Origin of the sequence: Pseudomonas sp. BLCC-B112 (genome assembly GCF_028550695.1) — a bacterium.
Taxonomy (GTDB): domain Bacteria; phylum Pseudomonadota; class Gammaproteobacteria; order Pseudomonadales; family Pseudomonadaceae; genus Aquipseudomonas; species Aquipseudomonas danubii.
Window position 1 is genome coordinate 423,117 of sequence record NZ_JAQQGK010000002.1, and the last position, 26,342, is coordinate 449,458.

24 protein-coding genes and 5 pseudogenes are annotated in these 26,342 nt (G+C 61.8%); 15 read left to right on the top strand and 14 right to left on the bottom strand.

The features are described 5' to 3' along the window. Window positions 1–27: 27 nt before the first annotated feature. Window positions 28–1,029: an ATP-grasp domain-containing protein gene (locus PQT43_RS07535; protein ID WP_253084664.1), complete on the bottom strand. Its 1,002-nt coding sequence runs from the start codon at window positions 1,027–1,029 to the stop codon at window positions 28–30. Between the two features lie 454 nt (window positions 1,030–1,483). Further along, the gene (locus PQT43_RS31340) at window positions 1,484–1,798 is read right to left on the bottom strand and encodes a tyrosine-type recombinase/integrase (RefSeq protein ID WP_375106964.1); all 315 of its coding nucleotides are present in this window, start codon (window positions 1,796–1,798) and stop codon (window positions 1,484–1,486) included. Between the two features lie 162 nt (window positions 1,799–1,960). On the opposite strand from PQT43_RS31340, the gene PQT43_RS07540 reads away from it, so the two are divergent. Then, complete coding sequence (locus PQT43_RS07540; protein WP_123394121.1) at window positions 1,961–2,941, top strand: hypothetical protein; 981 nt, start codon at window positions 1,961–1,963, stop codon at window positions 2,939–2,941. Between the two features lie 228 nt (window positions 2,942–3,169). Here PQT43_RS07540 and PQT43_RS07545 read toward each other — a convergent pair whose 3' ends face one another. Further along, window positions 3,170–3,988 (bottom strand): sulfite exporter TauE/SafE family protein, encoded by an 819-nt coding sequence (locus tag PQT43_RS07545; RefSeq protein ID WP_267268763.1) that lies wholly within the window; start codon window positions 3,986–3,988, stop codon window positions 3,170–3,172. A 113-nt stretch (window positions 3,989–4,101) separates the two neighbouring features. Here PQT43_RS07545 and PQT43_RS07550 point away from each other — a divergent pair, with 113 nt between their 5' ends. Both PQT43_RS07550 and PQT43_RS07555 read left to right on the top strand, forming a co-directional pair. After that, window positions 4,102–4,893 (top strand): AraC family transcriptional regulator, encoded by a 792-nt coding sequence (locus tag PQT43_RS07550; protein WP_267268764.1) that lies wholly within the window; start codon window positions 4,102–4,104, stop codon window positions 4,891–4,893. 106 nt (window positions 4,894–4,999) lie between these two features. Next, a complete protein-coding gene (locus PQT43_RS07555) occupies window positions 5,000–5,317 on the top strand; it encodes a transcriptional regulator (RefSeq protein WP_102860674.1) in 318 nt (105 codons plus the stop codon). On the opposite strand, the gene PQT43_RS07560 is transcribed toward PQT43_RS07555, so the two are convergent. Together PQT43_RS07560 and PQT43_RS07565 are read right to left on the bottom strand one after the other, a co-directional pair. Next, on the bottom strand, window positions 5,299–5,856 hold the full coding sequence (locus PQT43_RS07560) for an AAA family ATPase (protein WP_102880600.1): 558 nt from the start codon (window positions 5,854–5,856) through the stop codon (window positions 5,299–5,301). The two genes, PQT43_RS07555 and PQT43_RS07560, sit on opposite strands and share 19 nt — an antisense overlap. Before the next feature lie 87 nt (window positions 5,857–5,943). Continuing rightward, on the bottom strand, window positions 5,944–7,002 hold the full coding sequence (locus PQT43_RS07565; protein ID WP_110594772.1) for an MBL fold metallo-hydrolase: 1,059 nt from the start codon (window positions 7,000–7,002) through the stop codon (window positions 5,944–5,946). A 203-nt stretch (window positions 7,003–7,205) separates the two neighbouring features. Between PQT43_RS07565 and PQT43_RS07570 the strand changes: the two genes are divergently transcribed. The 4 genes and pseudogenes from PQT43_RS07570 to PQT43_RS31350 all read left to right on the top strand — a co-directional run. Then, the gene (locus tag PQT43_RS07570) at window positions 7,206–7,814 is read left to right on the top strand and encodes a TetR/AcrR family transcriptional regulator (protein WP_102860671.1); all 609 of its coding nucleotides are present in this window, start codon (window positions 7,206–7,208) and stop codon (window positions 7,812–7,814) included. A 172-nt stretch (window positions 7,815–7,986) separates the two neighbouring features. Next, window positions 7,987–9,057 (top strand): diguanylate cyclase, encoded by a 1,071-nt coding sequence (locus PQT43_RS07575; RefSeq protein ID WP_267268766.1) that lies wholly within the window; start codon window positions 7,987–7,989, stop codon window positions 9,055–9,057. A 357-nt stretch (window positions 9,058–9,414) separates the two neighbouring features. Next, window positions 9,415–10,188 (top strand): annotated as a pseudogene (locus tag PQT43_RS31345) (PAS domain-containing protein); the annotation flags it as partial. Window positions 10,189–10,293: 105 nt separating this feature from the next. Further along, window positions 10,294–10,734, top strand: a pseudogene (locus tag PQT43_RS31350) (methyl-accepting chemotaxis protein); the annotation flags it as partial. 69 nt (window positions 10,735–10,803) lie between these two features. Here the strand turns inward: PQT43_RS31350 and PQT43_RS07585 are convergent. Further along, window positions 10,804–11,718, bottom strand: a complete 915-nt coding sequence (locus tag PQT43_RS07585) for a LysR family transcriptional regulator (RefSeq protein WP_170001956.1) — start codon at window positions 11,716–11,718, stop codon at window positions 10,804–10,806. A gap of 41 nt (window positions 11,719–11,759) precedes the next feature. Between PQT43_RS07585 and PQT43_RS07590 the strand changes: the two genes are divergently transcribed. Further along, complete coding sequence (locus PQT43_RS07590) at window positions 11,760–12,479, top strand: CTP synthase C-terminal region-related (seleno)protein (protein WP_272753657.1); 720 nt, start codon at window positions 11,760–11,762, stop codon at window positions 12,477–12,479. Beyond that, window positions 12,476–12,799, top strand: coding sequence for an antibiotic biosynthesis monooxygenase family protein (locus tag PQT43_RS07595; protein ID WP_110594782.1), 324 nt, complete (start codon window positions 12,476–12,478; stop codon window positions 12,797–12,799). Before PQT43_RS07590 ends, PQT43_RS07595 begins: the two co-directional genes overlap by 4 nt. Window positions 12,800–12,845: 46 nt before the next feature. On the opposite strand, the gene PQT43_RS07600 is transcribed toward PQT43_RS07595, so the two are convergent. After that, complete coding sequence (locus tag PQT43_RS07600) at window positions 12,846–13,181, bottom strand: DUF2025 family protein (RefSeq protein ID WP_102880608.1); 336 nt, start codon at window positions 13,179–13,181, stop codon at window positions 12,846–12,848. A gap of 245 nt (window positions 13,182–13,426) precedes the next feature. Between PQT43_RS07600 and PQT43_RS07605 the strand changes: the two genes are divergently transcribed. Next, window positions 13,427–14,554: a glycerophosphodiester phosphodiesterase gene (locus tag PQT43_RS07605; protein ID WP_272753658.1), complete on the top strand. Its 1,128-nt coding sequence runs from the start codon at window positions 13,427–13,429 to the stop codon at window positions 14,552–14,554. Next, window positions 14,555–15,235, top strand: coding sequence for a helix-turn-helix domain-containing protein (locus PQT43_RS07610; protein ID WP_102880610.1), 681 nt, complete (start codon window positions 14,555–14,557; stop codon window positions 15,233–15,235). It begins immediately after the preceding gene. On the opposite strand, the gene PQT43_RS07615 is transcribed toward PQT43_RS07610, so the two are convergent. Next, complete coding sequence (locus PQT43_RS07615; RefSeq protein ID WP_102880611.1) at window positions 15,213–16,124, bottom strand: sterol desaturase family protein; 912 nt, start codon at window positions 16,122–16,124, stop codon at window positions 15,213–15,215. The genes PQT43_RS07610 and PQT43_RS07615 overlap by 23 nt on opposite strands. A gap of 155 nt (window positions 16,125–16,279) precedes the next feature. On the opposite strand from PQT43_RS07615, the gene PQT43_RS07620 reads away from it, so the two are divergent. Then, on the top strand, window positions 16,280–16,597 hold the full coding sequence (locus PQT43_RS07620; RefSeq protein ID WP_011062798.1) for a PepSY domain-containing protein: 318 nt from the start codon (window positions 16,280–16,282) through the stop codon (window positions 16,595–16,597). An 82-nt stretch (window positions 16,598–16,679) separates the two neighbouring features. On the opposite strand, the gene PQT43_RS31355 is transcribed toward PQT43_RS07620, so the two are convergent. After that, window positions 16,680–17,447, bottom strand: a complete 768-nt coding sequence (locus PQT43_RS31355; RefSeq protein ID WP_372820561.1) for a methyl-accepting chemotaxis protein — start codon at window positions 17,445–17,447, stop codon at window positions 16,680–16,682. Between the two features lie 165 nt (window positions 17,448–17,612). Beyond that, window positions 17,613–18,407 (bottom strand): annotated as a pseudogene (locus PQT43_RS31360) (methyl-accepting chemotaxis protein); the annotation flags it as partial. Window positions 18,408–18,577: 170 nt separating this feature from the next. Between PQT43_RS31360 and PQT43_RS07630 the strand changes: the two are divergent. The 3 genes and pseudogenes from PQT43_RS07630 to PQT43_RS07640 form a co-directional block, all read left to right on the top strand. After that, window positions 18,578–19,138: pseudogene (locus tag PQT43_RS07630) on the top strand (CorA family divalent cation transporter); the annotation flags it as partial. Window positions 19,139–19,405: 267 nt separating this feature from the next. After that, window positions 19,406–19,867: pseudogene (locus PQT43_RS07635) on the top strand (CorA family divalent cation transporter); the annotation flags it as partial. A 185-nt stretch (window positions 19,868–20,052) separates the two neighbouring features. Next, on the top strand, window positions 20,053–21,663 hold the full coding sequence (locus PQT43_RS07640; protein ID WP_102880614.1) for an inorganic phosphate transporter: 1,611 nt from the start codon (window positions 20,053–20,055) through the stop codon (window positions 21,661–21,663). Between the two features lie 21 nt (window positions 21,664–21,684). On the opposite strand, the gene PQT43_RS07645 is transcribed toward PQT43_RS07640, so the two are convergent. From PQT43_RS07645 to PQT43_RS07660, 4 genes are all read right to left on the bottom strand, one after another. Beyond that, window positions 21,685–23,007 (bottom strand): purine-cytosine permease family protein, encoded by a 1,323-nt coding sequence (locus PQT43_RS07645; RefSeq protein ID WP_272753659.1) that lies wholly within the window; start codon window positions 23,005–23,007, stop codon window positions 21,685–21,687. A 111-nt stretch (window positions 23,008–23,118) separates the two neighbouring features. Further along, window positions 23,119–24,093, bottom strand: a complete 975-nt coding sequence (locus PQT43_RS07650; RefSeq protein ID WP_272753660.1) for a biotin-dependent carboxyltransferase family protein — start codon at window positions 24,091–24,093, stop codon at window positions 23,119–23,121. After that, a complete protein-coding gene (locus PQT43_RS07655; RefSeq protein WP_272753661.1) occupies window positions 24,090–24,962 on the bottom strand; it encodes a 5-oxoprolinase subunit B family protein in 873 nt (290 codons plus the stop codon). Before PQT43_RS07655 ends, PQT43_RS07650 begins: the two co-directional genes overlap by 4 nt. After that, window positions 24,959–26,332, bottom strand: a complete 1,374-nt coding sequence (locus PQT43_RS07660; protein WP_272753663.1) for an acetyl-CoA carboxylase biotin carboxylase subunit — start codon at window positions 26,330–26,332, stop codon at window positions 24,959–24,961. The genes PQT43_RS07655 and PQT43_RS07660 overlap by 4 nt, the downstream gene beginning before the upstream one ends. Between the last annotated feature and the right edge of the window lie 10 nt (window positions 26,333–26,342).

Here is a 26,342-nt window from a genome sequence, read left to right on the forward strand (position 1 = left end):
CGCGATCCCAGAATGACGGTCATTCTATCACCCAGTTGGTGTCGTAACGGCAATAGTGATCGCCCGAATTCGCACCCCTTCATTCCAGGAGATCTCTGGCTCAGGGAGGCCAAGTCGGCGCGCAGCGAAGATACCCGCCAGGTTGACACCAGCTTCACGGGTGTAGCCAATACCACCTGAATAACGGGGGTTGATCTCAAGAAGCCTTGGCTTCCCATCGGCGCCATCGCGGGTTTGAACGTTGATGATGCCGTCACAGCCGAAATGCTGGGCCGCGGCAACAGCCAGATCGGTTGCCGGAGTGTCGCGCTCGAAAGTCTGGTGCGCTCCGGCTTTACGGCGACCAACGTAAGCCACAACCTTGCCACCTTCGCAAACCATATCTACCGAGCACTCGGGACCTGGGAGGTAAGGCATCACGAGCATCGGCTCTCGAACTAGTCCGGTAGCGTAAATTCGGTGGTAGGTCTCGAAGTCCACTTCTCGAGCATCTGGGTTCGAGAAGCACCGGAATGGGTCAACCCCTGCCTTGAACCGCCAGAAACCCTGGCCATAGATACCAACAACAGGCTTAATGCAAACCTCTGAAGTCGAACTCAGGTTGTCGTAGGCGGCGCGTAGCTGCTCTGGAGTCTCAACTGTGATAGCAGGAATGCAAGCCAACCCAGCGCGCTCAGCCTCGGCTGTGAAATTGGCCTTGTCGTCAACCAGCTCGAAGGTGCGAGAGTTCATCCCGCCGGTGACAAGCGTGATACCTGCGCGCTCGAAGTCAGCACGACGCTCTTCATATGCCCCACCAACGCGACCAACCAAAATCACCTTGATCGAGTTTTCGACTGCGGTGCGGAGCACCCAGTCAATACGCTCTTCACGGCCCTTGGGCTCATGGAAGCTTTCGTGAGCAAGCCCTGTGATCTCCGGCCGGTCCTCTCCATGGGAGGCGAATACGCGCACACGGGATGGGAGTGCCTCCAATACGCCCAAAATGATGTCGCGCTGAGAAGCCTGACCCTGTAGAAACCAGATCATTAAAACCACCCTGAATTAGTGCAATCGAATTTGGATCAAAGATCCGGACCTTGGGCGAGATGGTAACGGCTGAACCGACGGCTTCAAAAGGGCAGCATTATGGTCTCCGCCCCTGAAAAACGCTTCTAGTCGGCAGTAATTGTGCTACGAAAATTGTTGCGATTTATTAATAAGAATCGTCGGTAGAGATCCCTGCGGGCACGACGTCGAGAATGGCGCTTTTGACGCTTCCCGTCACCTGGGCACTTGCGTCGCTAATCCAGCTTTTTACAGTAGTACTGCTCCACACTTGGGGTGTTGAAACTCAGCTTATAGTCTGCGAAACACTGAACGACAGGCGCGTTTCTTTTTTGGCGACAAGAACTTACTGATAGACACCCATCTCCACTCTTTGTAGGTACGCTAAGGCGGCTAAGTCAGGGTGTCGGCCCCCATATAGGCCGCTTACCAGCAATTAGCGCCGCATTCTGTCAAACGGGGCATCCGAGTCGACGTAACGCATCGCCGACTGCACATCGCGCCATCCCACGTAATCCATCAGGGCCTTGACACTCCACTGATTAGCACTGACCCAAGTAGCAAAACCTCTGCGCAGTGAATGACCGCTGATGCCTTCTGCGTCCGGCCCGCTGCGCTGCAATATCCGCCGTAGGATTCGCGAGATACTGTAGCTATGTAACCTTCCCCAACGATCCACGTTACGCAGCAGAGGCCCTTCGCGTAAACAACTGCAGGCCAACCAGTCCCAAGATAGCGAATTCTTTTTCATGAAGATCAAGAGCGTCTTTCCCGGTAATCCGTGAAGAACCTTTTTATTGGCCACGCAAGTCCGCACCTGCTTCACCTACAAGGCCCGGCTCATTAAAGTGCGTGCAGGCTTCAAGACCTGCCGTTATAAAGTTCCCTCCCCCGCTTAAGGATCAAAGCGCTCATGAAATTCGATACCGCCTACTGCATCAGCCTCGACGAAAAGTTGTCGATCTATGACGTGCGGGATCTGAACTTCGATGAAACCCTGGTCTTCGACTCGACCAAGGAAAGCTTCCAGTGCCCCAACGATGACTGTCGCGCAGCGTTCGATGCCGCCAATCAACTGGGCACCTTCAATGCCAAGAACGTCAATTACATCCGCACTCCGCATTTCAAGAACCTGCCCAGCACTCTTCATATAGAAGGCTGCCCTTACGGGATCAGCAAAAGCCCCGGCAGCATCGAAGGGGCTGCAGTCGAGGATGATCGCGAGGAGCACTTCCCTTCGGAGCTGCTGCTGACCCGCCGCGAATACCTGCGCCGACCGGCCAACCCGACAGCAGCGCCGCAGACACCTGGAAATAACCCGCCAGTGACGCCCGCCAGCTTGCAAACGCCCCACGCCGGGCGCGATACAACCCCGGACAAGACCAGCGTCTTCGCTCACCCGGTGGAATGCTTCGTGTCGAATATCGACGACAAGGAACTGCTCAAGCGCATGCCGTTGAAGATCGGCGAGCACACAGCGTCCTACGCCTCGTTCTTCAAGAAGATCGAGTACCTGCTGGATAACAAGGGGCTGATCTACTGGGGCAAGATCAAGGAAATCAAGGACTACACCCAGAGCTTTCGCATCGACTTCGAGCACAAGGTCTGGTTCAAGGAAGAGGGAGAAGCCAAGAAGAAGCCTTATTCAGTCAACGTCTACCTGAGCAAGAAACTGGTCGACAACTACCGCAAGCGCAAAGCCTTCCTTGAAGAGATAAAGAACGCCATCGACAGCCAGCGTGAGTTGTACTGCTTCTTCTATGGCGTCACCCCGACACTCAAGCAGGTGCCGAGCAAGAAAAACCCCGAAGCGACCTTCGGGGTGTTCAGCGCCAATATCGAGAACCTGGACCATTTCGTGATTCGCGAGGCACCGGGCCTGGAAGCAAAATAGCCCCCTACGGTTTCACCGCTTGGGCAACTCCAGGGCCACGGCCCCTGGATGCTTCCTGACCACCGCCCCTGCCAGCCGTCGGCTGTGCATTGGATCAACCCGTTGAACATGGAAGCTCCCTTGTATGAAAAAGCCGAAAGCACGGTCAGCCAAGCCAGAGCCAGCATTCAGCAGCGGGCAATTATGGATCTGCGGACAAGGACAATCGAGCCACCAAGCGTGACGCCCCTAGCCCTTCACACACATGCTGAACAGCACCAGCAACAACAGACCGATATACACCCTTGCATGTACACGGTCGGGAATTCTGCCAATCCAGGAAGTGGCCAGGCGGATGCCCAGCAACGAGCCGAGGGTCAGTACCGAGAACGCCAGCAGGTCGACATAACCGACAAACCAGGGGCCGAGATCGAACGAGCTGAAACGGGCCAGGGCCATGTAGGTGACCGTTCCCGCTAACGCCACAGGCACGCTCAGAGGATTGGCCATTGCGGTGGCCTGGGTCATGGACAGACCGCAACGGCGCAATAGGGGTACCGTCATGACACTGCCGCCTACGCCGAGAAAGGTGGCGACAACACCTATTCCTACACCGCCAAAGAGCGTTTCGCGGGCTCCAAGAAGACGCGCCTCCTGCCCTTGGGACGGTTCAAGAAAACCACGTCGCAGCAGGCAGTCAGCAACGGTGATTCCCAGGTAGGCGATAAAGGCATAGCGAAGCACTTCGCCACTGACCCACATGGCCGCTGCCGCACCCAAGATAGCCCCCAGCCCTATATAGCCCCCCAGCGGCCACAGGTAGTGGCGAACAAGATTGCCCGCCTGATGGTGTCGACGGCTAGCGGCCAGGGCATTGACGATCATCACGCAAGTCGAGGTAGCCACCGCGACATGCATCGCCGACTGCCCTGCCGCCGAGTCCGCCCCCTGGCTGCCCAGCAGCATCCAGTACAGCAGCGGCACCACTACAAATCCGCCGCCAAAGCCGAACAGCACGGCGCTGATACCCGTCATGCAACCAAAAAGTGCCAGCAGTAGATAGAACATCGGACCACGCTCGTCTTTGCACAAGAGCTGGACGATAGAGCTTCAGCGCTTGGCCGACTTCAGCAAGTCAGCCAATAATATTTGCGTTTACGCCAAACACGGAACGACTCGGCATGCGCAATATCTCCATCGATCAACTGGATCAGACACCGCGTGCGGTACTGGCCATCGGCACCGACTACGCCGACGGCCAACGCCTGCCTCGTCACCGTCATCGGCGGGCACAACTGCTGTATGGCGCTACCGGAGTCATGCAGGTGGGCACCGATCAGGGCAACTGGGTAGTGCCACCGCAACATGCGGTGTGGATTCCACCCGGGGTGGAACATGAGGTGCTGATGCTCGGGGTCAGTACCCGCAGCCTGTATATCGAACCTGCCGCGGCGCCCCTGGATAACAGCGGCTGTCGAGTCGTCAGCGTCTCACCGCTGTTGCGCCAACTGCTCCTGGAGGCCGTAGAGATTCCCCTGCAATACGATCAGGGCGGGCGTGACGGATTGCTGGTCGACCTGCTGCTGCATGAACTGCGACGCAGCACGGCACTACCGCTGCATATCCCTCTGCCGGCTGATGGCCCGCTACTGGAGTTGTGCCAGGCCTTTCTCGGGCATCCCGATATTCACCAATCCCCGGAGCACTGGGCGGATCGGTTGCACGTCAGCCTGCGCACGTTTAACCGCGTCTTCCGTCAGCAAACGGGTATGAGCTTCATTCAATGGCGACAACGAACCTGCGTGATCCTGGCCCTGGCGCGGTTGGCAGCCGCGGAGTCCGTGACACGCATCGCCCTGGATTTCGGCTATGACAGCCCCGGGGCATTCTCCACCATGTTCCGCCGGGTGCTGGGGCGGTCCCCCAGTACCTACCTGAACAGGACGGACCCGAGCCCGGGAAAAACCTTGTGACCAAAGGCGCAGGCAGAGAGCAAAAATCAGTTTGATCCGGGAATTAAACAACTGTACAAATAAACAGTACCAAGCCAACTTCCAGCCTAACCTCCCGGAGAAAACCATGGCCTCTCTAGCGATGAAAATCACCCTGGAACGTATCGCCCTCTATCAATTCACTCCGCAGCACTGTGCCCAGGCCCGTGACATGCTGGATTGGGATATGGATCAACTGTCCCGTGAATCCGCAGTCTCGGTGCAAGCTATCCAGCGCTTCGAAGCCGGCTACGAGGTGCGTGACGTGACCCGCCTGGCACTGGCGTTCTGCCTTGAAGCTCAAGGGTTGGTGTTCTTTCCCGGCTTCGCTCCGGGCCGCGGCATGAATATCAAGGGCGCGACTCCCAACCCCATGGAACGCCCTGACTACGCAATGATCGAGTGATCCAGTGCCTTGAGCAGTTGCCCGCACAAGTCCGGCACTGAAAGCCGGGTCGAATCCAGGCGAACGAGCGGACAGTCGAGGTTTTTGATCCAGCTTTCATGGCGCCGCAGACTGCGGGTTCCGTGGCCACCCTCGTCGTAGCCGGCGGCCCAGGCGAGAAAAGTCTGGGTCGCGACGTAGCGTTCGCCCCCCTCGAAAATCTGCTCGCCGTAGCGCTGAAATTCACGGGCACGCAAGCGCTGCAAGCGAACCTCAGGGTCCAATTGCACGAAGACCGCCAGAGTGAAACTGGGGATCAGCACATCTCCCCAACCACAAAGGGAGCCGGACAGGACCCAGTCCGGCTCCGTCAACACCTGGGTTTGCAACATATGGATACGTGCGTCACGGGGACGCCGGCAACTAAAAGGCTTGGCGCCGGGTTGCCAGAAAAAATCATCGGAATCGAAGTGTTTGCAGCACAAGCGCTCGGCCAGGGCCCGACCCAAAGTTGTAGTCCCGGAACCGGATGCGCCGAAGATATGAATTCTGTAGGCCATGACACTGCTCCCTCAGAGCGGACATCCAACAAGTTTCACAGCCTCGGCCTGTCTTTGCCGACCTGCCACACATGGGTCAGGACAGGATTACGCAGACTCGACAGCCGCCTGTTCCGAGGCACCCTCCACCTCCAGCCACCAGGCTCCGCCCCGCTGAGGTTGTGCGAGGTTGAAGGCTTCACCCATCTGCGGCGTAGTGATAGTGATGTTGCGCTCCCAAGCCAGGGCCAGGATACGGTCGAAGGGCTCATGCCAGGCATGCATGGCCAGGTCAAAGGTGCCGTTATGGATCGGCAGCAACCAGCGACCTTGCAGGTCGATGTGAGCTTGCAGGGTTTGCTCCGGCTGCATGTGTACATGGGGCCATTCGACGTTGTAGGCACCGGTTTCCATCAGCGTCAGGTCAAAGGGCCCGTATTGCTGGCCAATGCGCTTGAAGCCGTCGAAGTAACCGGTATCGCCGCTGAAGAAGATCCGCGTCGCTGCGTCGATCATCACCCAGGACGCCCACAAGGTGTGATTGCCATCGAACAACCCGCGACCGGAAAAGTGCTGCGACGGCGTAGCGATAAAGCGGATGCCCTCGACTTCGCAGCCCTGCCACCAATCCAGCTGCCGGACCTTGGCCGCTGGTACCCCCCATTTGATGAGGGTGTCTCCCACTCCCAGCGGGGTGAGAAAGTGCCGGGTCTTGCCTGCCAGGGCCAGTACTGTCTGGTGGTCCAGGTGATCGTAATGGTCATGGGAGAGGATCACCGCCTCGATCTCGGGCAGCGCCTCCAGACTGATGGGGGGCTGGTGAAAACGCTTCGGACCAGCCCATTGCACCGGGGATGCACGTTCGGCAAACACCGGGTCAGTGATCCAGAACTTGTCGCGCATCTTCAACAGCACCGTGGAGTGCCCAAGACGAAACACACTGTGATTGGGAGCCGCCTGCAGTTGCTCACGGGTCAGCGGCTGGACGGGTATGGCACCGGCCGGACGGGTATTGCGCGGTTTGTGGAACAGCATGTTCCAGAAAATCTGCAGGGTTTTACCGAAACCGGCGCGACGTACCGGAGCATGGTTACGAAAGGCGCCCTGCTCCTGGCGGGAAGTTTCCTGGCGGGGAGCGCGGGTGACGCTGGACGAAACAGTGGCCATGATTGAAATGACTCCATTGGAACGCGGCAGGTTCCGACGTTGTTCTGCGGGACGATCTACTGGCCAAGGCACGCAAGCATCAGCCGCCAATCATCGTTTTCAAGAAAAGCTACACTACACAGTGTAGTTTCTGCATTGCAACAGAATTAAGACGAAGTAGACTGCCGACTGATTTCTACGCCGACCCTGACCGAACCCGACTTATGACAGCTCCGAAGCGCCTCACCGACCTTAAACGCGACGCCATCATCCAGGCGGCGATCAGCGAATTCCGCGCCAGCGGTTTCGAGATCACCAGCATGGACAAGATTGCCGCGACAGCCGGGGTTTCCAAGCGCACGGTGTACAACCACTTCCCCAGCAAGGAAGAGTTGTTCGCCGAAATTCTGCATAAGCTCTGGAACAGCACCAGCGCCCAATCGGAAGTCAGCTACCGCAGCGACCAGCCATTGCGCGAGCAGTTGCAAAACGTTCTGCGCGCCAAGCTGCAACTGCTGGCCGACAACAACTTCCTCGACCTGGCCCGAGTCGCCATCGCCGCAACCATTCACTCCCCCGAGCGGGCACAGAACATGGTGGAACGACTCGGCGAACGGGAAGAAGGCCTGACCCTGTGGATCCGCGGGGCCCTGGCTGATGGCCGCCTCAAGCCCCTGGACCCGGAGTTCGCCGCGCAACAGATGCACGGGCTGATCAAGAGTTTTGCCTTCTGGCCGCAGATCACCATGGGCCAGCCGCCCCTGACAGCAGACATGCAGACCCGGGTCATCGAATCGGCACTGGACATGTTCCTGGCCCACTACCAAGCATGAGCCAGCTTGCGCTCCCGTCGTGCAACGTTCCCGGCCACTGTTAAATGGCTTCGAAGGACACTGATTATTCCCACTGGAATAAATGACAATATTCACCAGACTGATCCGATAAACGGCCAAGCCGCAAAAAACACCACAAAGTGTTTCAGTACAGAATCCGGTGCACGAATTTATGGAAAACCAACGCGGCAAGGGGCTGTCATTTGCCCAGCGCATCTATTGGCCAAGGATCATCGGCCTGAGTATCGGCGGCATCAGTGTCCTGGCTGCAATTTACCCCCTGGCCCCGCCTGACTGGGTATGGGCCCTACTGCTGTTCAATGGCCTGATCTGGCCCCATCTGGCGTATCAGCTCTCGACCCGTTCTGGTTTTCCCTACCGGGCAGAACGCCGCAACCTCTTGTATGACTCGCTGCTGGGGGGATTCTGGGCGGCAACCATGCAATTCAATCCCCTGCCGGCAGTCACCATCCTCTCGATGATGTGCATGAACAATGTCGCCGCAGGTGGCTTGCGCCTGTTCATTCGTGGCGGCCTGGCCCAATGTGCAGGGATACTGCTGTCCTGGGCGCTGTTCGGGGCCGCCTTCAGTACCCAGATCAGCCCGCTGCAAATCTATGCCTGCCTGCCCATGCTGACCCTCTACCCCCTCGCAGTGGGCATGGTCTGCTATCGACTGGCGATCAAACTGTCCGAACACAAGCGTGCCCTCAGCGCCCTGAGCCGCACCGACAGCCTCACTGGCCTGCTCAACCACGGCTCGTGGAAAGACCTGTTGCACATCAAGTTCCACAAGTGCCAGCAACAGCAGATGGAAGCCAGCATCGCCCTGATCGACATCGACCACTTCAAAGCGATCAACGACACCTACGGGCATATTGTCGGCGATACGGTGCTGCGCCATTTGAGCAATGAACTGCGGCGCAACCTGCGCCATGACGATCTCGCCGGCCGCTACGGTGGCGACGAGTTCTGCGTGATCCTGCCACGCATGAGCCGGCAACAGGCCCTGGATGTAATGGAGCGCCTGCGCCAGGTGTTCAACCAGTACCAGCATCCAGAGGTACAGGAGCTGAAAGTCAGCCTGAGTATCGGTCTGGCGGCTTTCGACTCAAGTTTCCCCGACCCTGCCAGCTGGCTCGATGCGGCGGACAAGGCCCTGTATCTGGCCAAGAACAACGGGCGCAACCGCACCGCCAGCAATGACAGCGAAGCCCATTTCTCGCACGCGCAGATGGCATAAAAACCGTTAAAACTTGTACAAAAAGGAAGTAAAAAATACTTTTGTATAAGTTTATTTGGATTTTTCTTCGTGGTTGACATCATAATGCCGCCACTTTGCAGCAGCGGATAACGCCTTCGGCACCGCTGCCAGCAAAGTCATCCAACCCAACTAAATCGATTCGCAGCCGTTACGTCTCCTCTTGATGCGGCCAGCGACGTTCGCCCGAAATGTCGCCCGCTTCACCGCTGCGAAATTATCTGTCAGTCATGGAACGCTGACATTGAGCAGATAATGCCGATCGCCGGGGAGCTTTCGGCATACCGGCGCACTCCATAGGGATCGACGCGACGTTTCTCCCACAGAGCACCTGCCAACATGCTATTCAACCGTCACAACAAGACCATCGATTCCCTGAACCAGACCATCGTCGAACAATCCCGTCTGCTGGAGGCCATCGACCGCTCCATGGCGGTGATCGAGTTTGACCTCCAGGGCACGGTGCTCCGAGCCAACGACAATTTCCTGAAGACCCTGGGCTATCGGCAAGACCAGGTGATCGGCCAGTCTCACCGACTGTTCTGCCTCCCGGAATACGCTCGCAGCGCCGATTACCAGCAATTGTGGACCCGCCTGAAAAACGGCCAGTTCGAGTCCGGCACCTTTGAGCGGGTAGGCGCCACCGGCCAGAGCCTGTGGCTGGAGGCCAGCTACAACCCGATCCGCGATGCCTCCGGTACGGTGTACAAAGTGGTCAAATACGCCCTTGACGTCACCGCCAGGGTGCAAGAGGAAGTCGAGGCCCGGAACAAACTGGAGGCCATCGACCGGGCCATGGCGGTCATCGAGTTCAACCTGGACGGCAGCATCATCGGTGCCAACGCCAACTTCCTCAGCCGCATGGGCTACAGCCTGGCCCAGATCCAGGGCAAGCATCACCGGATGTTCTGCAAACCCGAGCTGGTCAACAGCAGCGCCTACCAGGACTTCTGGAATCGCCTGAACAGGGGGGAGTTCTTCAACGGCCGCTTCGAGCGGGTCGACAAGCACGGGCGCACGCTGTGGCTGGAAGCCAACTACAACCCGGTCTATGACGCCAGCGGACGCCTGTGCAAGGTGGTCAAGTACGCCGCCGACGTGACTCAGCAGGTGGAGAAGCACGAGCAGGATGCCCAGAGTGCGAGCCAGGCTTATCACATCTCGGTGCAGACCCGGAAAGTCGCCGAACAAGGAACAGAAGTGATCCAGCAGGCGGCCAGCGAAATGCGCCAGATCGCCCATAACATCGAGGACTCTTCCTCGCTGATTGCCCACCTCGGCGAACGTTCCGAGCAGATCACCGCCATCGTCAACACCATTCGCGCGATTGCCGATCAGACCAACCTGCTAGCCCTCAACGCGGCCATCGAAGCCGCCCGTGCCGGGGAGCAGGGACGAGGTTTTGCCGTGGTGGCCGACGAAGTCCGGCAACTGGCGGCGCGCACCAGCGGCTCGACGGCGGAAATCTCCAGCATGATCGACATGATCCAGAACGAAACGCAGCAAGCGATCAAGAGCATGGACGGCACTCGTGAACGAGCCGCCAAGGGCGTGCAACTGGCGGATCAGGCCGGGACGGTGATCCTGCAGATTCGCGATGGCGCCAGTGACGCGGTACAAGCCGTCAGCATGTTCGCCAACGAACGCAACGTGCTCTGAGGGTGGTTTTCCCGGCGTCGATAACGACGTCGGGCCTGGCCTTGGGGCTACCCCACCCTTGAGCCTTGCTCATGGCCAGCGCAGATGGCGCGCCAGTTCATCGAACAGGGTCACCACCGAACGCAGGGCCCGGCAATCCGGACGGGTCAGCAGCCACAGCGCGGTGTCATGACCCAGAGGTTCACTCAACGCCTCCAGACCACCAGCGCCCATGAGAAAATCCGGCAAGGCTGCAACGCCCAGGCCGGCCCTTACCAGTTCGCTCACCGCGAGCATGCTGTTGCAGCGGTAGCTGGGCTGCACACCCGGCCAGCGCTGACGGCGCCAGGCCACGGTGGGATGGTCGGGGAGAAAATCATCCGGGGCGATCCAGGCCACCTTCGACAGGTCGCTGCAATCCACCCGTAGCTTGTACTCCGGGCTCGCGCACAGCCGATACGACACCGCCCCCAGGCAGCGCCCCACCAGATGTTCCGGCGGTGTCGCGGTCAGACGCAGGGCAATGTCCGCATCACGCCGGTTGAGGTTGGCGAAGTCATTGGACGTACAGAGTTCGATCACCAGCGCCGGGTAGTTCGGCATGAATTGCGCCAGGGCCGGCAGCAGCAGACCTTGCAACACCGAATCGGTGCAGGTCAGGCGCACTGTGCCGCTGATCACCTCTCCTCCCTGGGCCACGCCGATCCGCGCGGCCTCCAGGGCCTGCTCCGCCTGTTCGGCCTGCTGTGCCAGAGCCTGGGCCAGGCTGGTGGGCAGATAGCCGGCGCGGCTCTTGTCGAACAGTTGCTGCCCGAGCCCGGCCTCCAGCCGGCGCACGGCACGAAACACCGTGGAAACATCCACCTTGAGCAGGGCCGCGGCGCGAGCCAGGGAGCCGCCACGGACCAGGGCGAGAATCAGTGACAGGTCGGGATAGTCCAGCTGATAGTGCACGGCTGCATTGATCACTTGGGCAAACGCCAATATTGATTGCGTGATCGCCAATCTATAGTGGCTCCAGGCAGTCGACAAGTCAGAGAGGCCACATGCACACAGCCCGATCTAGCGCCACCATCCGCATCGCCCTGGTGGGGGATTACGACCCACAGATCACTGCACACCAGGCCATTCCCCTGGCCCTGGAACGCGCCGCGACCGATAGCGGGGTCAGGGTGGACTACCAGTGGCTGGCCACGCCGGGACTGATCCACGAGCAACAGCTCAAAGGCTTCGACGGAATCTGGTGCGTGCCTGGCGGTCCCTACCGCCACATCGACGGTGCCCTCTTGGCGATACGCGTCGCCCGGGAACAGCAACGGCCCTTCCTCGGCACCTGCGGCGGCTTTCAGCACGCAGTGCTGGAATATGCCCGCAACGTACTGGGCTGGAACGACGCCGAGCACGGCGAGATCAACCCCCATGCCCAGCGCGCGGTGCTCACTCCCTTGAGCTGCGCCCTGGTGGAAGCCCGCGACCGAATCCAGCTGCACAGCGGCAGCCGGATCGCCCAGGCCTACGGCACCCAGAGCATCGAGGAAGGTTATCGCTGCCGCTATGGGGTCAATCCGGACTTTGCCGGCCCCTTGCTCAGCGGCACCCTGCGCCCTGCTGGCCACGACAGTGACGGCGACTTGCGCGCCGTGGAACTGGACGGCCATCCGTTCTTCGTCGCCACACTGTTCCAGCCCGAGCGCGCGGCCCTCCAAGGCCGCACACCGCCCCTGGTCACAGCCCTGCTCAATGCCTGCCTGGAGGCACAAGGATGATCGGCCAGACGCCCGCCCCGCCCTATTACGCAGTGATCTTCAGTTCCCAGCGCCGCCAAACCGATCCCGCCTATGACCAGGCGGCCGAACACATGGTCGAGCTGGCTCGCCAACAACCGGGATTCCTTGGGGTCGAATCGGCCCGGGGCGAGGATGGCTTCGGCATTACCGTGTCCTACTGGAGCTGCGAGGCAGCGATCCTGGCCTGGAAACAACAGGCCGAACACCGCGCCATCCGCGAGCGTGGTCGCAACGACTGGTACCGCTACTTTCATACCCGGGTGAGCAAGGTGGAGCGGGCCTACAGCTTCGGCATTTGAAGCAAGGCCCTGAACCGCTCCGGATGCGGTTCAGGTCAAGCGCGGGTCATCCCTGGGCGGTCGACAGCAGGCTGCGCACCGCCTGGATTTCCGGTAGATCGCTGCGACGCATGTAGACCCGCAGCGGTTCGCTGATGTTGATCCGGTCGTCGATGTTCTGATCCAGCAGCAACTGGATCTGCTCGCGCTTGAGGCTCATGGCCTGATCGGACACCGGCGCCCAGACAAATTCATGGGCCGGCACTATGGCGTCATCCGCCACATCCATGCCGAAGGAGTCTTCGCTGAAACGCACGATGTAGCGACCGGTCTTGCGATTGAAGCCGACAAAGCCCTTGAGCTGATCGGCAGCCTGGCAGATGAGTTCGGAGGTGATGCTCATGGTAAACCTCACTGTAAGTCCCATGGGACGGGTGATCGATGGTCTACACGCGAGGCAAGGAAGGAGCTGTTTTCGGGCTTCCCTCTGATGGGGAAACTGCAGCGCCCAAGAGTACTGCAAAGCACCGGAAAAAACCGCGAAAGATGCGTATGAGAAGGATTTATGTCGCTCTGGAGATAGCACAAGCGTCATTGAGTTGCTAAAAGATATTTCCTTGTACTTGCCTCCACGAAAGGATTTCGAGCATGCCAGCGACCTTCCCCCCTTGTGCCCTGATGTTGGCCCTGATGCTCGGTTGCGGCCTGGCCCAAGCCACTGAACAGCCTGATCCGAATGCACTTGCCGCTCGCCAGGGCATTCCGCACCCGGCAGTGATCGCCCACCGTGGAGCCTCTTTCGATGCCCCCGAGTCCACCGCAACGTCCTACAGGTTGGCCCGGGACCTGGGTGCCGACTACCTGGAGATGGACCTGCAGCGCAGCAAGGATGGTGTGCTCTTCGCCCTGCACGACAACAACCTGCAACGTACCACCGACGTGGCGCAGAAATTCCCCGAACGCAAGGACAGCCCGGCCAACGCCTTCACCATGGCCGAACTGAAAACCCTCGACGCCGGCAGCTGGTTCAACCAGGCCCATCCAGACCGCGCCCGTCCGGGTTTCGTCGGCCTGAAGATCCTCACCCTGGACGAGATCATCGACATCGCCCTGGGCAATCCACAGCACAAACCCGGGCTCTACATCGAGACCAAGGAGCCCCAGCTGTTCCCCGGCATCGAGCACGATCTCAAGGAAAAACTCCAGGACCGCGGCTGGCTGAGCCCGGCGGGCTCCAAGCTGGCGAAAAGCGAACTGGCCGTGGGCCAGGGCAAAGGCAAGGTCGTGCTACAGACCTTCGACAAACACAGCCTGGAGCTGCTGCACAAGGCAATGCCCAAGGTGCCGAAAGTCCTGTTGCTGTGGGTGGCTCCCGGCAGCATCGAGCCAGCCTCCGGGCAGACATTCGCCAGCAGCGGCGAGACCAACAAAGCCGCTTTTTATGCCAAACAGCAACCCAAGGACCAGGCCGAGTTCAAGCGCTGGGTCGACTTCGCCAAGACCCAGGGTGCCATCGGCACCGGTCCCTCGGCAGCACTGACGGCTGGCGGCGATCAGAGCTATGCGGATCTGGTGCAACCCTGGATGAATCAGTACACCCACGACCAGGGCCTGCTGGTGCACGTCTACACCGTCGATGAACCGGTGGACTTCAAGAAGGTCATGGCGGCCGGGGTCGATGGCATCTTCACCAACCGCAGCGCCGAGCTGCTCAAGTATTTCAAGCGACCGGCCAGCGCCAGCGTGGCCCAACTGCTGGAGGCCAGCGGTTACTGAATGTCCGCCTCACACTGGAGCGGCGAACTCTGGCTGGGCCATGACTTTGGTCTGATCCATGGGGCGATGGGGCGCACCACGCCCCATGCCCACTACGCCCATCAACTGATCATTGCCCCCGAACAGCCGGTCACCGTGGAACTGGACGGAGTCCGACTCAGTGGCCACTTCCTGCTGATCCAGGCGCTGCGTCGCCACGCCATTATCCAGGCCCCCGACCGGGCCTTCACGGTCTTCGCCGAGCCACTGCGAATCACGGCGCAGGACCTGCAGCTCAGCGTCAGCCGTGTCGAGCCATCACTGCCCGGCCTGGAAGCGGCGCTGCGCAGTTGTCCGCGCCAGCCCATTGCCGACCGTCGCGTGGCACGGGCGCTGCTGGCCCTGGACGCTGCCCTGGAGGGCAAGGTGGCAGCGACGCAACTGGCAGCCCAGGCCCATCTGTCCCTGAGCCAGCTGGAACGGCTGTTCGCCCGTGATGTCGGCCTGCCCGTACGGCGCCTGGTGCTGTGGCGACGGCTGCGCCTGGCCATGGCCCTGTTGCTGGAGGGGCAGGCCATGGCCCTGGCGGCCCATGGCGCCGGGTTCGCCGACACCGCGCACTTCTCCCGGACCTTGAAGGCGCTGTTCGGCGTCACCGCCGGCCAGGCCCTGAAAACCCTCAGGCCCCGCCTGCTGGATTGACCGGGCGCCGCAACGCCTCGGGCACCTTGGGCTCGGCGGCATAGTGTTGGGCCTTGAATGGCTCCAACAACTGCGGCCAGTAATCCACCGGATAGTCCGGACGGCTTCCGATGCCCAGGTCGCCCTGGCGCATCGCGTAGTCATGCCGATAGAACTCGGTTCCCAACAGCCAGTCCCATACATTGAAGAACAGACCGAAATTCACATCACCGGCACGGCCGTACTTCATATGGTGAAAGCGATGCACCGGCGCCCAGGCAAACACCAGGCGCAGCAATCCCAGACGCATATCGACATTGGAATGCTGCAACAGCAATTGAATGGCAATGGCCAGGGCCAGCAACTGTGCCACCGGCAGCGGAATGCCCAGCACCAACAACGGCAGCAACCCCGCCGTCGCTTCCAGCAGTTGGTGCAGGGGATGCTTGAGCAAACCGTTGAAACCGTACATGCGCAGCACACTGTGGTGCACCGCATGCAGGCGCCAGAGCCAGGCCCAGCGATGGCTGGCGTAATGAGCCAGGGTGATCCCGCAATCGGCGATCACGATCGCCAGCAGCAATTGGCCCCAGAGCGGCCAGTCCCGAGGCCACAGGCCGTCATGGGCCAGCAGCGCCACCAGTCCCGGCAATGCGAGCAGGCCCAGGGCATTCAGGCCCTCATTGACCAGAGCATGCAGACTGTCCCGCAGGCGGTCACCCTGGGAGCGATTCCATGCCGGCTCATAAGGCAGGACCCACTCCACCAGGAAAGACACCAGGAGCGCGGCCGCAAACAACACCAGCAACCCGCTCGCAGACGCCTGTGCCGCACTCATCCAGCACAATGCGCCACCGATGAATCCACCAAAGAACAAGGGGGCATACAACCACGCAAGCCATCGTTTCATTCACTGAGTCTCCTAGAAGGGAGACACCAGCTTGGGCCCCGCACCAGCCCCCTGGCTTGAACAAACGGCGCAACCACTGACCTGAATTAAGGGTGAGTTAAGTTGCACTGGCTAACCTGTGTCCATCGAAACCCATCACCCCAAGGAATCAACCCATGACCAAGTTCTCCGCTCTGTTCGCCGCTGCCGCCCTGACCCTGACCGCCGGCCTGGCCCAGGCCGATGTCCGTCCGGACCTGATCCCGGGCCTGCTCAAATCCGGCGCCATCATGGACCTGGAAAAACTCAACCAGGCAGCCTTGGCCCAGCACCCGGGCACCACCGCCGCCAGCATCACCGACACCGAGCTGGAGCAGACCGCTACAGGCGCCTACGTCTACCAGGTGGAACTGCGTGACAGCAAAGGCATCGAGTGGGACGTGGACCTGGACGCCAAGACCGGCAAGGTCCTGAGCAACAAGCAAGACAAGTAAGCCCCCGCACACAGCACAAGGCCGCGCCCCGTTACCGGAGCGCGGCCTTGTGCTTTTGGGCCCGCGTACAGGGTGAGCGGTATCAGGCGCCGAGACGCGCCGTGACTTCGTTCAACTGTCCCGACAGACCATGCAGGTTGCGGCTCGCCGCTTCGGTGCGCTGGACGTTATCGAGGTTGGTACTGGCAATCGAAGTGATCTCGGTCAGGTTGCGCGAGATGTCTTCGGCCACCGATGTCTGCTCCTCGGCGGCGGTGGCGATCTGCCGATTCATGTCGCGGATCGCTTCCACCGCTTCGGTGATGCGCTCCAGCATTGCACCGGCCTCGGTCACCTGCTGCACACTCTGCTCGCTGCGCGACTGACCGCTCTCGATGGCCTGGGCCGCATCCACCGCACCGATCTGCACGCTCTGGATGATCTGATTGATCTCGATGATGGACGCCGCAGTACGCTGGGCCAGGCTGCGCACCTCATCGGCGACCACGGCAAACCCACGCCCCGCCTCACCGGCCCGGGCCGCTTCGATGGCGGCGTTGAGCGCCAGCAGGTTGGTCTGCTCGGCGATCCCCTGGATCACTTCCAGGACCTTGCCGATACGCCCGCTGTCAGCCTCCAGGCGGCGGATCACCGTGGCGGTGTTAGCGATCTCGCCACGCATCTGGGTGATGCTGTGGATCGTGCTCTGCATCACTTGCTCGCCCTGCTGCGCCGACTGGTCGGCATCATCTGCGGCGCGGGCAGCATCGGCAGCGTGGCGCGCCACTTCCTGGGCAGTGGCGGACATCTCGTTCATCGCCGTCGCCACCTGATCGGTGCGGTTGAACTGCTCGTTGGTGCCCTGGGACATGAGGGTAGCAATGGAATTGAGCTCGCCGCTGGAACTGTCCAGGTCCGCGGCACTGCGCTGCAGGCTGCTGAAAGTCTGGGCCAGGAAGTCACGCAGGGTGTTGGCGGCGGCGGCCAGCCTGCCCAGTTCGTCCTGACGATCGCTGGCCACCCGGTCGGCGAACTGGCCACGGCTGAGCTGGGCGACGTAGTCGATCAACTGGCGGATCGGCTGCACCAGGCTGCGGTTCACCAGCCACAGGCTGAGCAGGCCGATCAGCAAACCGGAAACCAGCATCACCAGGATGCCCAGCCACACCGTACGATCAGCCGCCGAGCTGATGTCCCGGGACTGCTGGTCACTGTGCTTGCGCAGCTCGGTCACCAACTCGCTCATCTGTTCGCTGGTGGCACGGTCCACGCCCTTGACCGCCGCGTCACCGGCACTCGGATCGGCGCCTGCGGCCACATAGGCGTCACGGCCCCTCTGATAGGCCGCCCCCAGCGCACGGTGCTCCTCGGCCAGACGCTGCACCCGGCTCTTGAAGCCCGAGTCCAGGCCAGGCTTCTGGGCCAACTGGCCGAGGATGTTCTGCACATCCCGCTGACGATCTTCGAACTGCTGCCAGTACTTGTTCAGCTCCTGGGGCTGCTTGCCCCGCAGCAACACGTTCTTCCACTCCTGCACCTGGCTCTTGAACTGCAGGTTGGCCTCGTCGATCAGCTGCGAACTGCGCAGCGGACCTTCGATCAGCTCGCGGTAGCTCTGCACGCCACCGGACAGCAAGTGAAAACACGCCAGGGCGATCAACAACACCGCAAACAGGCTACCGCTCAGCAGGGCAAGAATTTGCGCTCTCAGGGATTTTTGCAAAAACATCGAGAAGATCTCATGGCAGGGATGGAGCAAGCCACTAAAGGCATGCGTAGGTCCGAACTTCCCTGTCAGGAGCATTCGAGGAAAATCGAATGCGCATTGCATGTGAGCGTGATCGGCATCCGCGATCCATTCTTGAGCGCTGCCGACCACTGGTATGGCAACGCGGACTGTGCACTTTGAAACGTCACAAAACTGTCAAAAAGCCTTGCCATGATGAGGCCCAAGTGAACCTGTAAAGCCCGCGCCAGGCACTGTCCCTCCTGCGAGACCCCATGAACCACAGCATCGACCAGAGTCACCGCGATTCCGATCTGTTTGGCCTGCTCTACGGTTTCAACTTTCGGCCCGGCGAACGGGGTCATGAACTGGACTCAGCCAAGGCCCTGCAAGCCCTGCAACAGCCGCACAACGACGACCAATTCCTCTGGTTGCACCTGAACCTGGCCCACGCCGCCTGCGAGCGCTGGATGAAAGCCCACCTGCAATTGCCCGAGGAGTTCTTCGAAGCCCTGCACGAAGGCTCGCGCTCGACTCGCATCGAACACGTGGACTCGGCGCTGCTGGCGGTGGTCAACGATGTGGTATTCAACTTCAGCAGCATGGTGTCCTCGGACATTTCCACCCTGTGGGTCTGCGTGCGCAGCAACCTGATCATCAGCGCCCGCCTGCAGCCCCTGCATTCGGTGGACAAGCTGCGCTCCTCGGTCAAGGCCGGGGAGCGCTTTCGCTCGCCCCTGGAACTGCTGGTGCACCTGCTGCGCGACCAGGGCGAAGTGCTGACCCAGATCGTGCGCAAGACCAGCCTCAGCGTCGACCAGATCGAAGACCAGTTGCTAGGGTCTGTTCCCGTTTGGTGACGAGCCGCGTTGCTGGGCCAAACGGTGCGAGGCAAGGCGCGGGATGCCGCCAATGGTTGTTCCCTTGGCAAATCCCGCAACGCAGCCTCGCACCGTTTGGCACGCAACCCGAAGGGACGGGGCCCACTGGGCACAGGGCGGCGTTGCTCGGAGCTTATTTGGAACGACCAAACCGCGCTCCTCGCGCCTTGCCCTGTGCCCAGTGGGCCGCCGTCGCGGCCTGTCACCAAACGGGAACAGACCCTCGCGTCCCGAGTCTCCAGCAACCGTGCCGAACTGGGGGCCATGCGCCGGGTACTGGTGCGCCTGCAACGCCTGCTGGCCCTGGAGCCGGGTTCCCTGCTGCGCCTGCTCAATCGGCCGCCGCAATGGCTGCAGAAGGAAGACGTCAAGGAACTGCGCAAGTCCACCGAAGAGTTCGCCCTGATCATCAACGACCTCACCGCCCTCGGCGAACGGATCAAACTGCTGCAGGAAGAGATCGCCGCCAACCTCAATGAACAGACCAACCGCACCCTGTTCACCCTGACCGTGGTCACGGTACTGGCTCTGCCGATCAACATCATCGCCGGCTTCTTCGGCATGAATGTCGGCGGTATTCCCTTTTCCGGCGACCCAGAGGGCTTCTGGATCCTGGTGGCGCTGGTGGCCACCTTCACCGTGATCGCCGGGCGCTGGGCCTTCCGCAAGCGCCAGGACTACTGACCTCACCTTGTAGGAGCCGGCTTGCCGGCTCCTACAAGGTGAGCGGGATAACGGGATGGCCACGCGGGCTTGATTTGATCAACGGAACGGCTCAATCACCTAAACCATGACCTGAGGCAGTCTCCCTGTAACATTTGGCAACGATCATGGACACCATTCCTTTCCAGCAACAGGATTGTCCAGCAATGGCCACCCCGTCCCTGACTGCCGCCTCCTCCAGCCTCGATCGCCAACCGCAACTGGATAAAAAACCCGGCCCCTTCACCCTGGTGGTGTTTTTCGCGGTGCTGGCCATGGGCTTGCTGTTCACCGCCTACAGCCTGGTGCACGACATGCACGAACTGGGCACCACGGTCACCACCTGGACGCCCTTCCTGCTGCTGGGCGTGGCCCTGCTGATCGCCCTGGGCTTCGAATTCGTCAACGGCTTCCATGACACCGCCAACGCCGTGGCCACCGTGATCTACACCCACTCGCTGCCGCCGCAGTTCGCGGTGGTCTGGTCCGGTCTGTTCAACTTCCTCGGGGTGCTGCTGTCCAGCGGCGCGGTGGCGTTCGGCATCATCGCCCTGTTGCCGGTGGAGTTGATCCTGCAGGTGGGCTCCTCGGCCGGCTTTGCGATGATCTTTGCCCTGTTGATTGCCGCCATCCTGTGGAACCTCGGCACTTGGTGGCTGGGGTTGCCGGCCTCGTCCTCCCACACCCTGATCGGCTCGATCATCGGCGTCGGTGTGGCCAACGCGCTGATGCACGGCCGTGACGGCACCAGCGGCGTGGACTGGAGCCAGGCCACCAAGGTCGGCTACGCCCTGTTGTTCTCGCCATTGATCGGTTTCGTGTTTGCCGCCCTGCTGCTGTTGGCCCTGCGCCTGTTCGTCAAGAATCGCGCGCTGTACAAGGCGCCCAAGGGCGACGCCCCGCCGCCGTGGTGGATTCGCGGCTTGCTGATCCTGACCTGTACCGGGGTGTCCTTCGCCCACGGCTCCAACGATGGCCAGAAAGGCATGGGCCTGATCATGCTGATCCTGGTGGGCACCCTGCCCATGGCCTATGCCCTGAACCGCACCATGCCCGCCGACCAGTCACTGCAATTTGCCGCGGTGGCCGAAGTCACCCAGCAAGCCCTGGTGAAAAGCGCCCCGCAAGCGGCCCCCGCCGATCCTCGCGCGGTGCTTTCGGACTACATGCGCAGCAAGGAGGCAACGCCTGAACTGATCCCTGCCCTGGCGGCCCTGACCGGTGCCATCGGCGCCGAGGTCAAGGGCTACGGCTCGCTGGCCAAGGTGCCCGCCGAAGCCATGAGCAACGTACGCAACGACATGTACCTGACCAGCGAAACCATCCGCCTGATGGACAAGAACCAAGTGGGTCACTTCGATCAGGACACCCGGGACAAGCTGCAACTGTTCAAACAGCAGATCGACAACGCCACGCGCTTTATCCCGTTGTGGGTGAAGATCGCCGTGGCCATCGCCCTCGGCCTGGGCACCATGGTGGGCTGGAAGCGCATCGTGGTGACCGTCGGCGAGAAGATCGGCAAGACCCACCTGACCTATGCCCAGGGCGCCTCGGCGGAGACCGTGGCCATGCTGACCATCGGCGCGGCGGACATGTTCGGCCTGCCGGTATCCACCACTCACGTCCTGTCCTCGGGGGTGGCCGGGACCATGGTGGCCAATGGCGGCGGGTTGCAGATGCGCACCATCCGCAACCTGGCCATGGCCTGGGTCCTGACCTTGCCGGCGGCGATCCTGCTGTCGGGCAGCCTGTACTGGCTGTTCACCCAACTGTTCTGAGCCGCCGCTGGCCCCGCCCCGTCAGCCGGCGGCGGGCACGCGGCTGTGCAAACGACTGGCCAGCCCGGCCTGCAAGGCAAACGCCAGGACCCCGGTCAGTGGTGCCGAAAAACTGGCCCAGCCACCCCCCGCCCACATCAGCATCAGGCCCAGGGCCGTGCCGCCGAACCAGGCCGTCAGCCCCACCGGGTTGAAGGCCGCCACGCGCTCAATCGCCGCCACGTCGGTACGCCCCAGCAGAATCTGCGCCAGGGCCACGCCGACCCAGGCCACCACGAAGATCCCCTGATAGGCCAGGGCCTTGAGCAGGTAGGCGAACACATCCGCCAGCATCAGGCCGTAGACGATGATCCCCACGGCCACCGCCCACATCAGGTAGGAACCGCGCAGGCCGAAGCGGCCGAAGAACGCCTGCATGTTCAAGGTCGCCAGGTAGTAGTTGGCGGTGTTGATCCGGGTTTGCGTGGCCCAGACGAACAACAGCCCCCACAGCCCCATCAATTGCAGTATCGCCATCACCACCGAGACTTCGTTGAGCGCACCGTCATGGGGAATGCTGCTCACCAGATAGATCCCTGCCGCACCGTTGAGCAAGAACGTCACCGCGTAGAACGGCATGCCGAAGTTCCAGCGACCGTGATAGCCGGCGTCTTCGGGCTTGCCGAAGCGCGCGTAGTCGAAGGTGAACAGCATCAGGATCCACACCCCCATGTAGGCCACGAAGCAATCCCACCAGCCTGTGCTACTGGGATTGGCCGGACCGAAATCCAGCCATTGCGGCTGGTAGCCATAACGGCTGATGGACAGGCCCACGGCGAACAGCAAGCCCCCCAGGTACACCGGCAACAGCACGCCGTTGAGCTTGTCCAGCCAGTGCTGCACGCTGCCCAGGATCAACGGCACGCTGTACAGCACCACCACCAGCGCCGCCAGCGGGTACAGCAGTTGCGGGTACAGGTGGTTGAGCGCCACGGCGATCACCGAACCCTCGAACACCGCGTAGTAGATGGCCGTGGAGAAGAAGATCAGGGTCGCCAGGCAAGCCCCGGTGCTGCCGAACAACAACCGTGAAAACAGCGCCACCGAGAGCCCGCTGCGCATGGCGAAGCGGCTGAGGACACTGTTCACCAGGCCATAGCTGAGCACCGACAGGAGCATGCCGATCAAGGCATTGCGGGTGCCGTAGGACAGGGCCAGGGAAGCGCCGACGACGATGTAGAACATCGCGCTGCACACCGCCCACCAGGCCATGGTCAGGGACAGTCGGCCCATGCGTGCATCGCTGGGAAGGGCCACATTGGCCGGGGTCTGCCCGGTTTGATTCGCTTGCGATAAAGCTGCCATGTGCGTGAACTCCAGAACCGATCAAGGGTTGAAGCGCGGGCAGCCGTCACCGCACCGAAGTGCGGCGTTGGCCTACCTTTTGGCATGGCCCGCGCGATGCGGCGGGCAGAATCAGGAAGGAAACAGTTTGCTCAGACAGCTGAGCTTTTTCTTGTAGGAACGCCGGGCCTCCAGCGCTTCTTCGAGGGTCACCGCGACAAAGCGGGCCTTCTGGTTGGGCTGCATCTGGCCGATCAGGTCAAGGTCGGCGCTGATCACTGTGCCGATCATGGCGTAGCCGCCACCGGACACCGCGTCCCGGTGCAGGACGATGGGTTCCAGCCCCGCCGGCACCTGGATCGAACCGATGGGGTAGCAACTGTCGACGATGTTCGACGGATCGGAACCGGCGCCGAACGGCTGCTCCCGGGGCTGGAAGCTCAAGGCGCTGCCGCCCTTGAAGCGATAGCCGATGCGGTCCGCCTCCGAGCCGACGGTCCAGGGTTCGGCGAAGAAGCTGGCCTTGGCCGCGTCGCTCAAGCGTTCGTAGTACAGGCCCGGCACCACCCGCAGGGTGATCTCACCACCCAGGGATTGACGCAGCGCCATGGGCAAGCTGGCACCGGGACGGCTCTTGCCACTGGCGACGCCCACCGGCAGCTCATCCCCGGCCGCCAGGCGCCGGCCCTGGAAACCACCCAGGGCGCCCAGGGCGTAGGTCGAACGACTGCCCAGCACCAGCGGCACATCGATGCTACCGGCCACCGCCAGATAGGCCCGGGCCCCGGCCTTGGGAAAGTCGAAGCGCAGCACTTGCCCGGCCTTGACCGCAAAAGCGGTGTCCAGGTGCATGTCCACACCATCGAGTTTGGGCGTCATGTGCGCGCCGCAAACCGCCACCAGCGCATCGGCGCTGAACTCAAGCTCCGGCCCGAGCAGCGTGCACTCCAGCCCGGCCGCGCCTGCCGGGTTGCCCACCAACTGGTTGGCCGCGCTCAGGGCGTACTGGTCCAGGGCCCCGGACGGCGGAATCCCCAGGTGATAGAAACCTTCACGCCCCAAGTCCTGCACCGATGTGGCCAGGCCCGGTTTGATGACCTTGATCATGCCAGCACCTCCTGCAGCGACTTGGGATAGCCGACCGGGTCGGCGAGAAAGGCATCCAGGGAAAACTCCACCTCGCGGATACGCAGGTCGAAGCGCCCGGCCTCGACTTCGGCCACCGCCTGGTCATAAGCCTCATGATCGATGGGCTTGAACTGCACGATGTCCCCCGGACGGAAGAACACCATGTGCGCCTTGAGGTAGGCCAGTTGCTGCTGCGGGTCGTAGATGGGGGCCGGGGTGACGCCGAACATCTGGTAGCCGCCGGCGCCGCGCACCGAGTAGATGCAGCCGAAACAGCCGCCGTGGCCCAGGGTCAGTTTTGGCGTATCGGTGCGTGGTCGCAGGTACTTGGGCACCTGCAACTGCCGTTCACGTTCGACCATCTGGAACATGAACGGCAACCCGGCGACGAAGCCCACCATGGAGACAAACCAGGGCGCACCGCTGTGGGCGGCGATGAACGCCTCGACGTCCGCCAGGCCATTGATCCGCGCCGCGTACTCAAGATCGGTGGCGCTGGGGTCCTGGTGCCGGTCGCGAAAGCGCATCAGGGTTTCGTGGGTCCAGGGATCGTTGTAGAGCACCGGGATCTCGATGATCCGAGTGTGCAGGCTGCGCTCGGCCACCGCCCCGGCCTCGGCCTGCTGCACCGCCTCCAGCAGAACCTGCGGAGCGATACGATCCGGGTCGAAACGAATCTGGAACGAGGCATTGGCCAGGCACACATCCAGCACCCCATCCAACTCCAGGCGCTCCACGGCACGGGTCACCGCCATGCCCTTGAAGAAGGCTTCCAGGGACATGCTGTCGCTGACTTCGGCGAACAGGTGCTCGTCGGCACCAAAGCTGTAGCGGATCGGCTGACTCATGCGACACCTCCGGCGCGGCGCTCGGCCAGCCAAGTTTCCAGGGTTCCGGTGTGAAAATCGGCCTGCTGCAACCAGGGTTCGGCCAGCAGTTCACGGTGCAGCGCCAAGGTGCTGGCCATGCCGGTCAAGGTGGTGTGTTCCACGGCCAGCCGCGCCCGGGCCAGGGCCTCGCCACGGTCACGCCCGTGGACGATCAGCTTGGCCAGCAGCGAGTCGTAATAAGGCGGCACAGCATAGCCCGGGTACAAGTGACTATCGACCCGCACCCCCGCCCCTTGCGGCCAGATCAGTTGCTCGACCTTGCCCGGACTGGGAAAGAAATCCCGCGCCGGGTCTTCGGCATTCAGGCGCATCTGCAAGGCCGCGCCATTGAGCTGGATATCGCTCTGGCGCAACCCCAGGGGCTCGCCCCCGGCGATGCGCAACATGGCCTGGACCAGATCGATGCCGGTGATCAGCTCGCTGATGGGGTGCTCCACCTGAATCCGCGTGTTCATCTCGATAAAGAAGAACTCGCCAGTGCTGTCGTCATAGAGGTATTCCAGCGTGCCAGCACCTTGGTAACCCAAGGCTTCGGTGAGGCGCACGGCGCTGCTGCACAACTGCTCACGCTGCTCGGCACTGAGCACCGGCGACGGCGCTTCTTCGAAGATCTTCTGCCGCCGCCGTTGCAGCGAACACTCGCGTTCGAACAGGTGCACCGCGTGTTGCCCATCGCCCAGCACCTGGACTTCGATGTGCCGCGCACGGCCAATGAAACGCTCCAGGTACAGCGCACCATTGCCGAAAGCCGTCTGGGCTTCGCGTTGCGCCCGAGGGAACTCCTCGGCCAATTGCGCCGCATCCTGAGCCAGGCGAATCCCGCGCCCGCCACCGCCGGCACTGGCCTTGATCAACAGCGGAAAGCCCACGCTTTCAGCGGCCTTGCGCGCGGCGTCCAGGTCGAAGAGCTCACCTGGAGAGCCGGGCACCACGGGCACTCCCGCCGCCTGCGCCGTACGCCGGGCTTCGGCCTTGTCGCCCATGCGGCGGATGGTTTCAGCGCTGGGACCGACGAAGATCGCCCCAGCCTGGACCACCGCCTCGGCAAAATCGGCATTCTCGGAAAGAAAGCCATAGCCCGGATGTACCGCATTGGCACCGCTGGCCTGCAAGGCACCGAGCAGGGCCTGGACGTTCAGGTAGCTCTTGTCGGCCCGCGCCGGGCCGATGATCTGCACTTCATCGGCCATACGTGCAGCCATGGAGTCAGCATCCGCCTCACTGCAGGCGGCAACGGTGGGAATCCCCAAGGCTTTCGCCGCACGGATGATGCGCACGGCGATCTCGCCGCGGTTGGCCACCAGCAACTTCTTGATTGCTTGAGTCATGCCCAGGCCC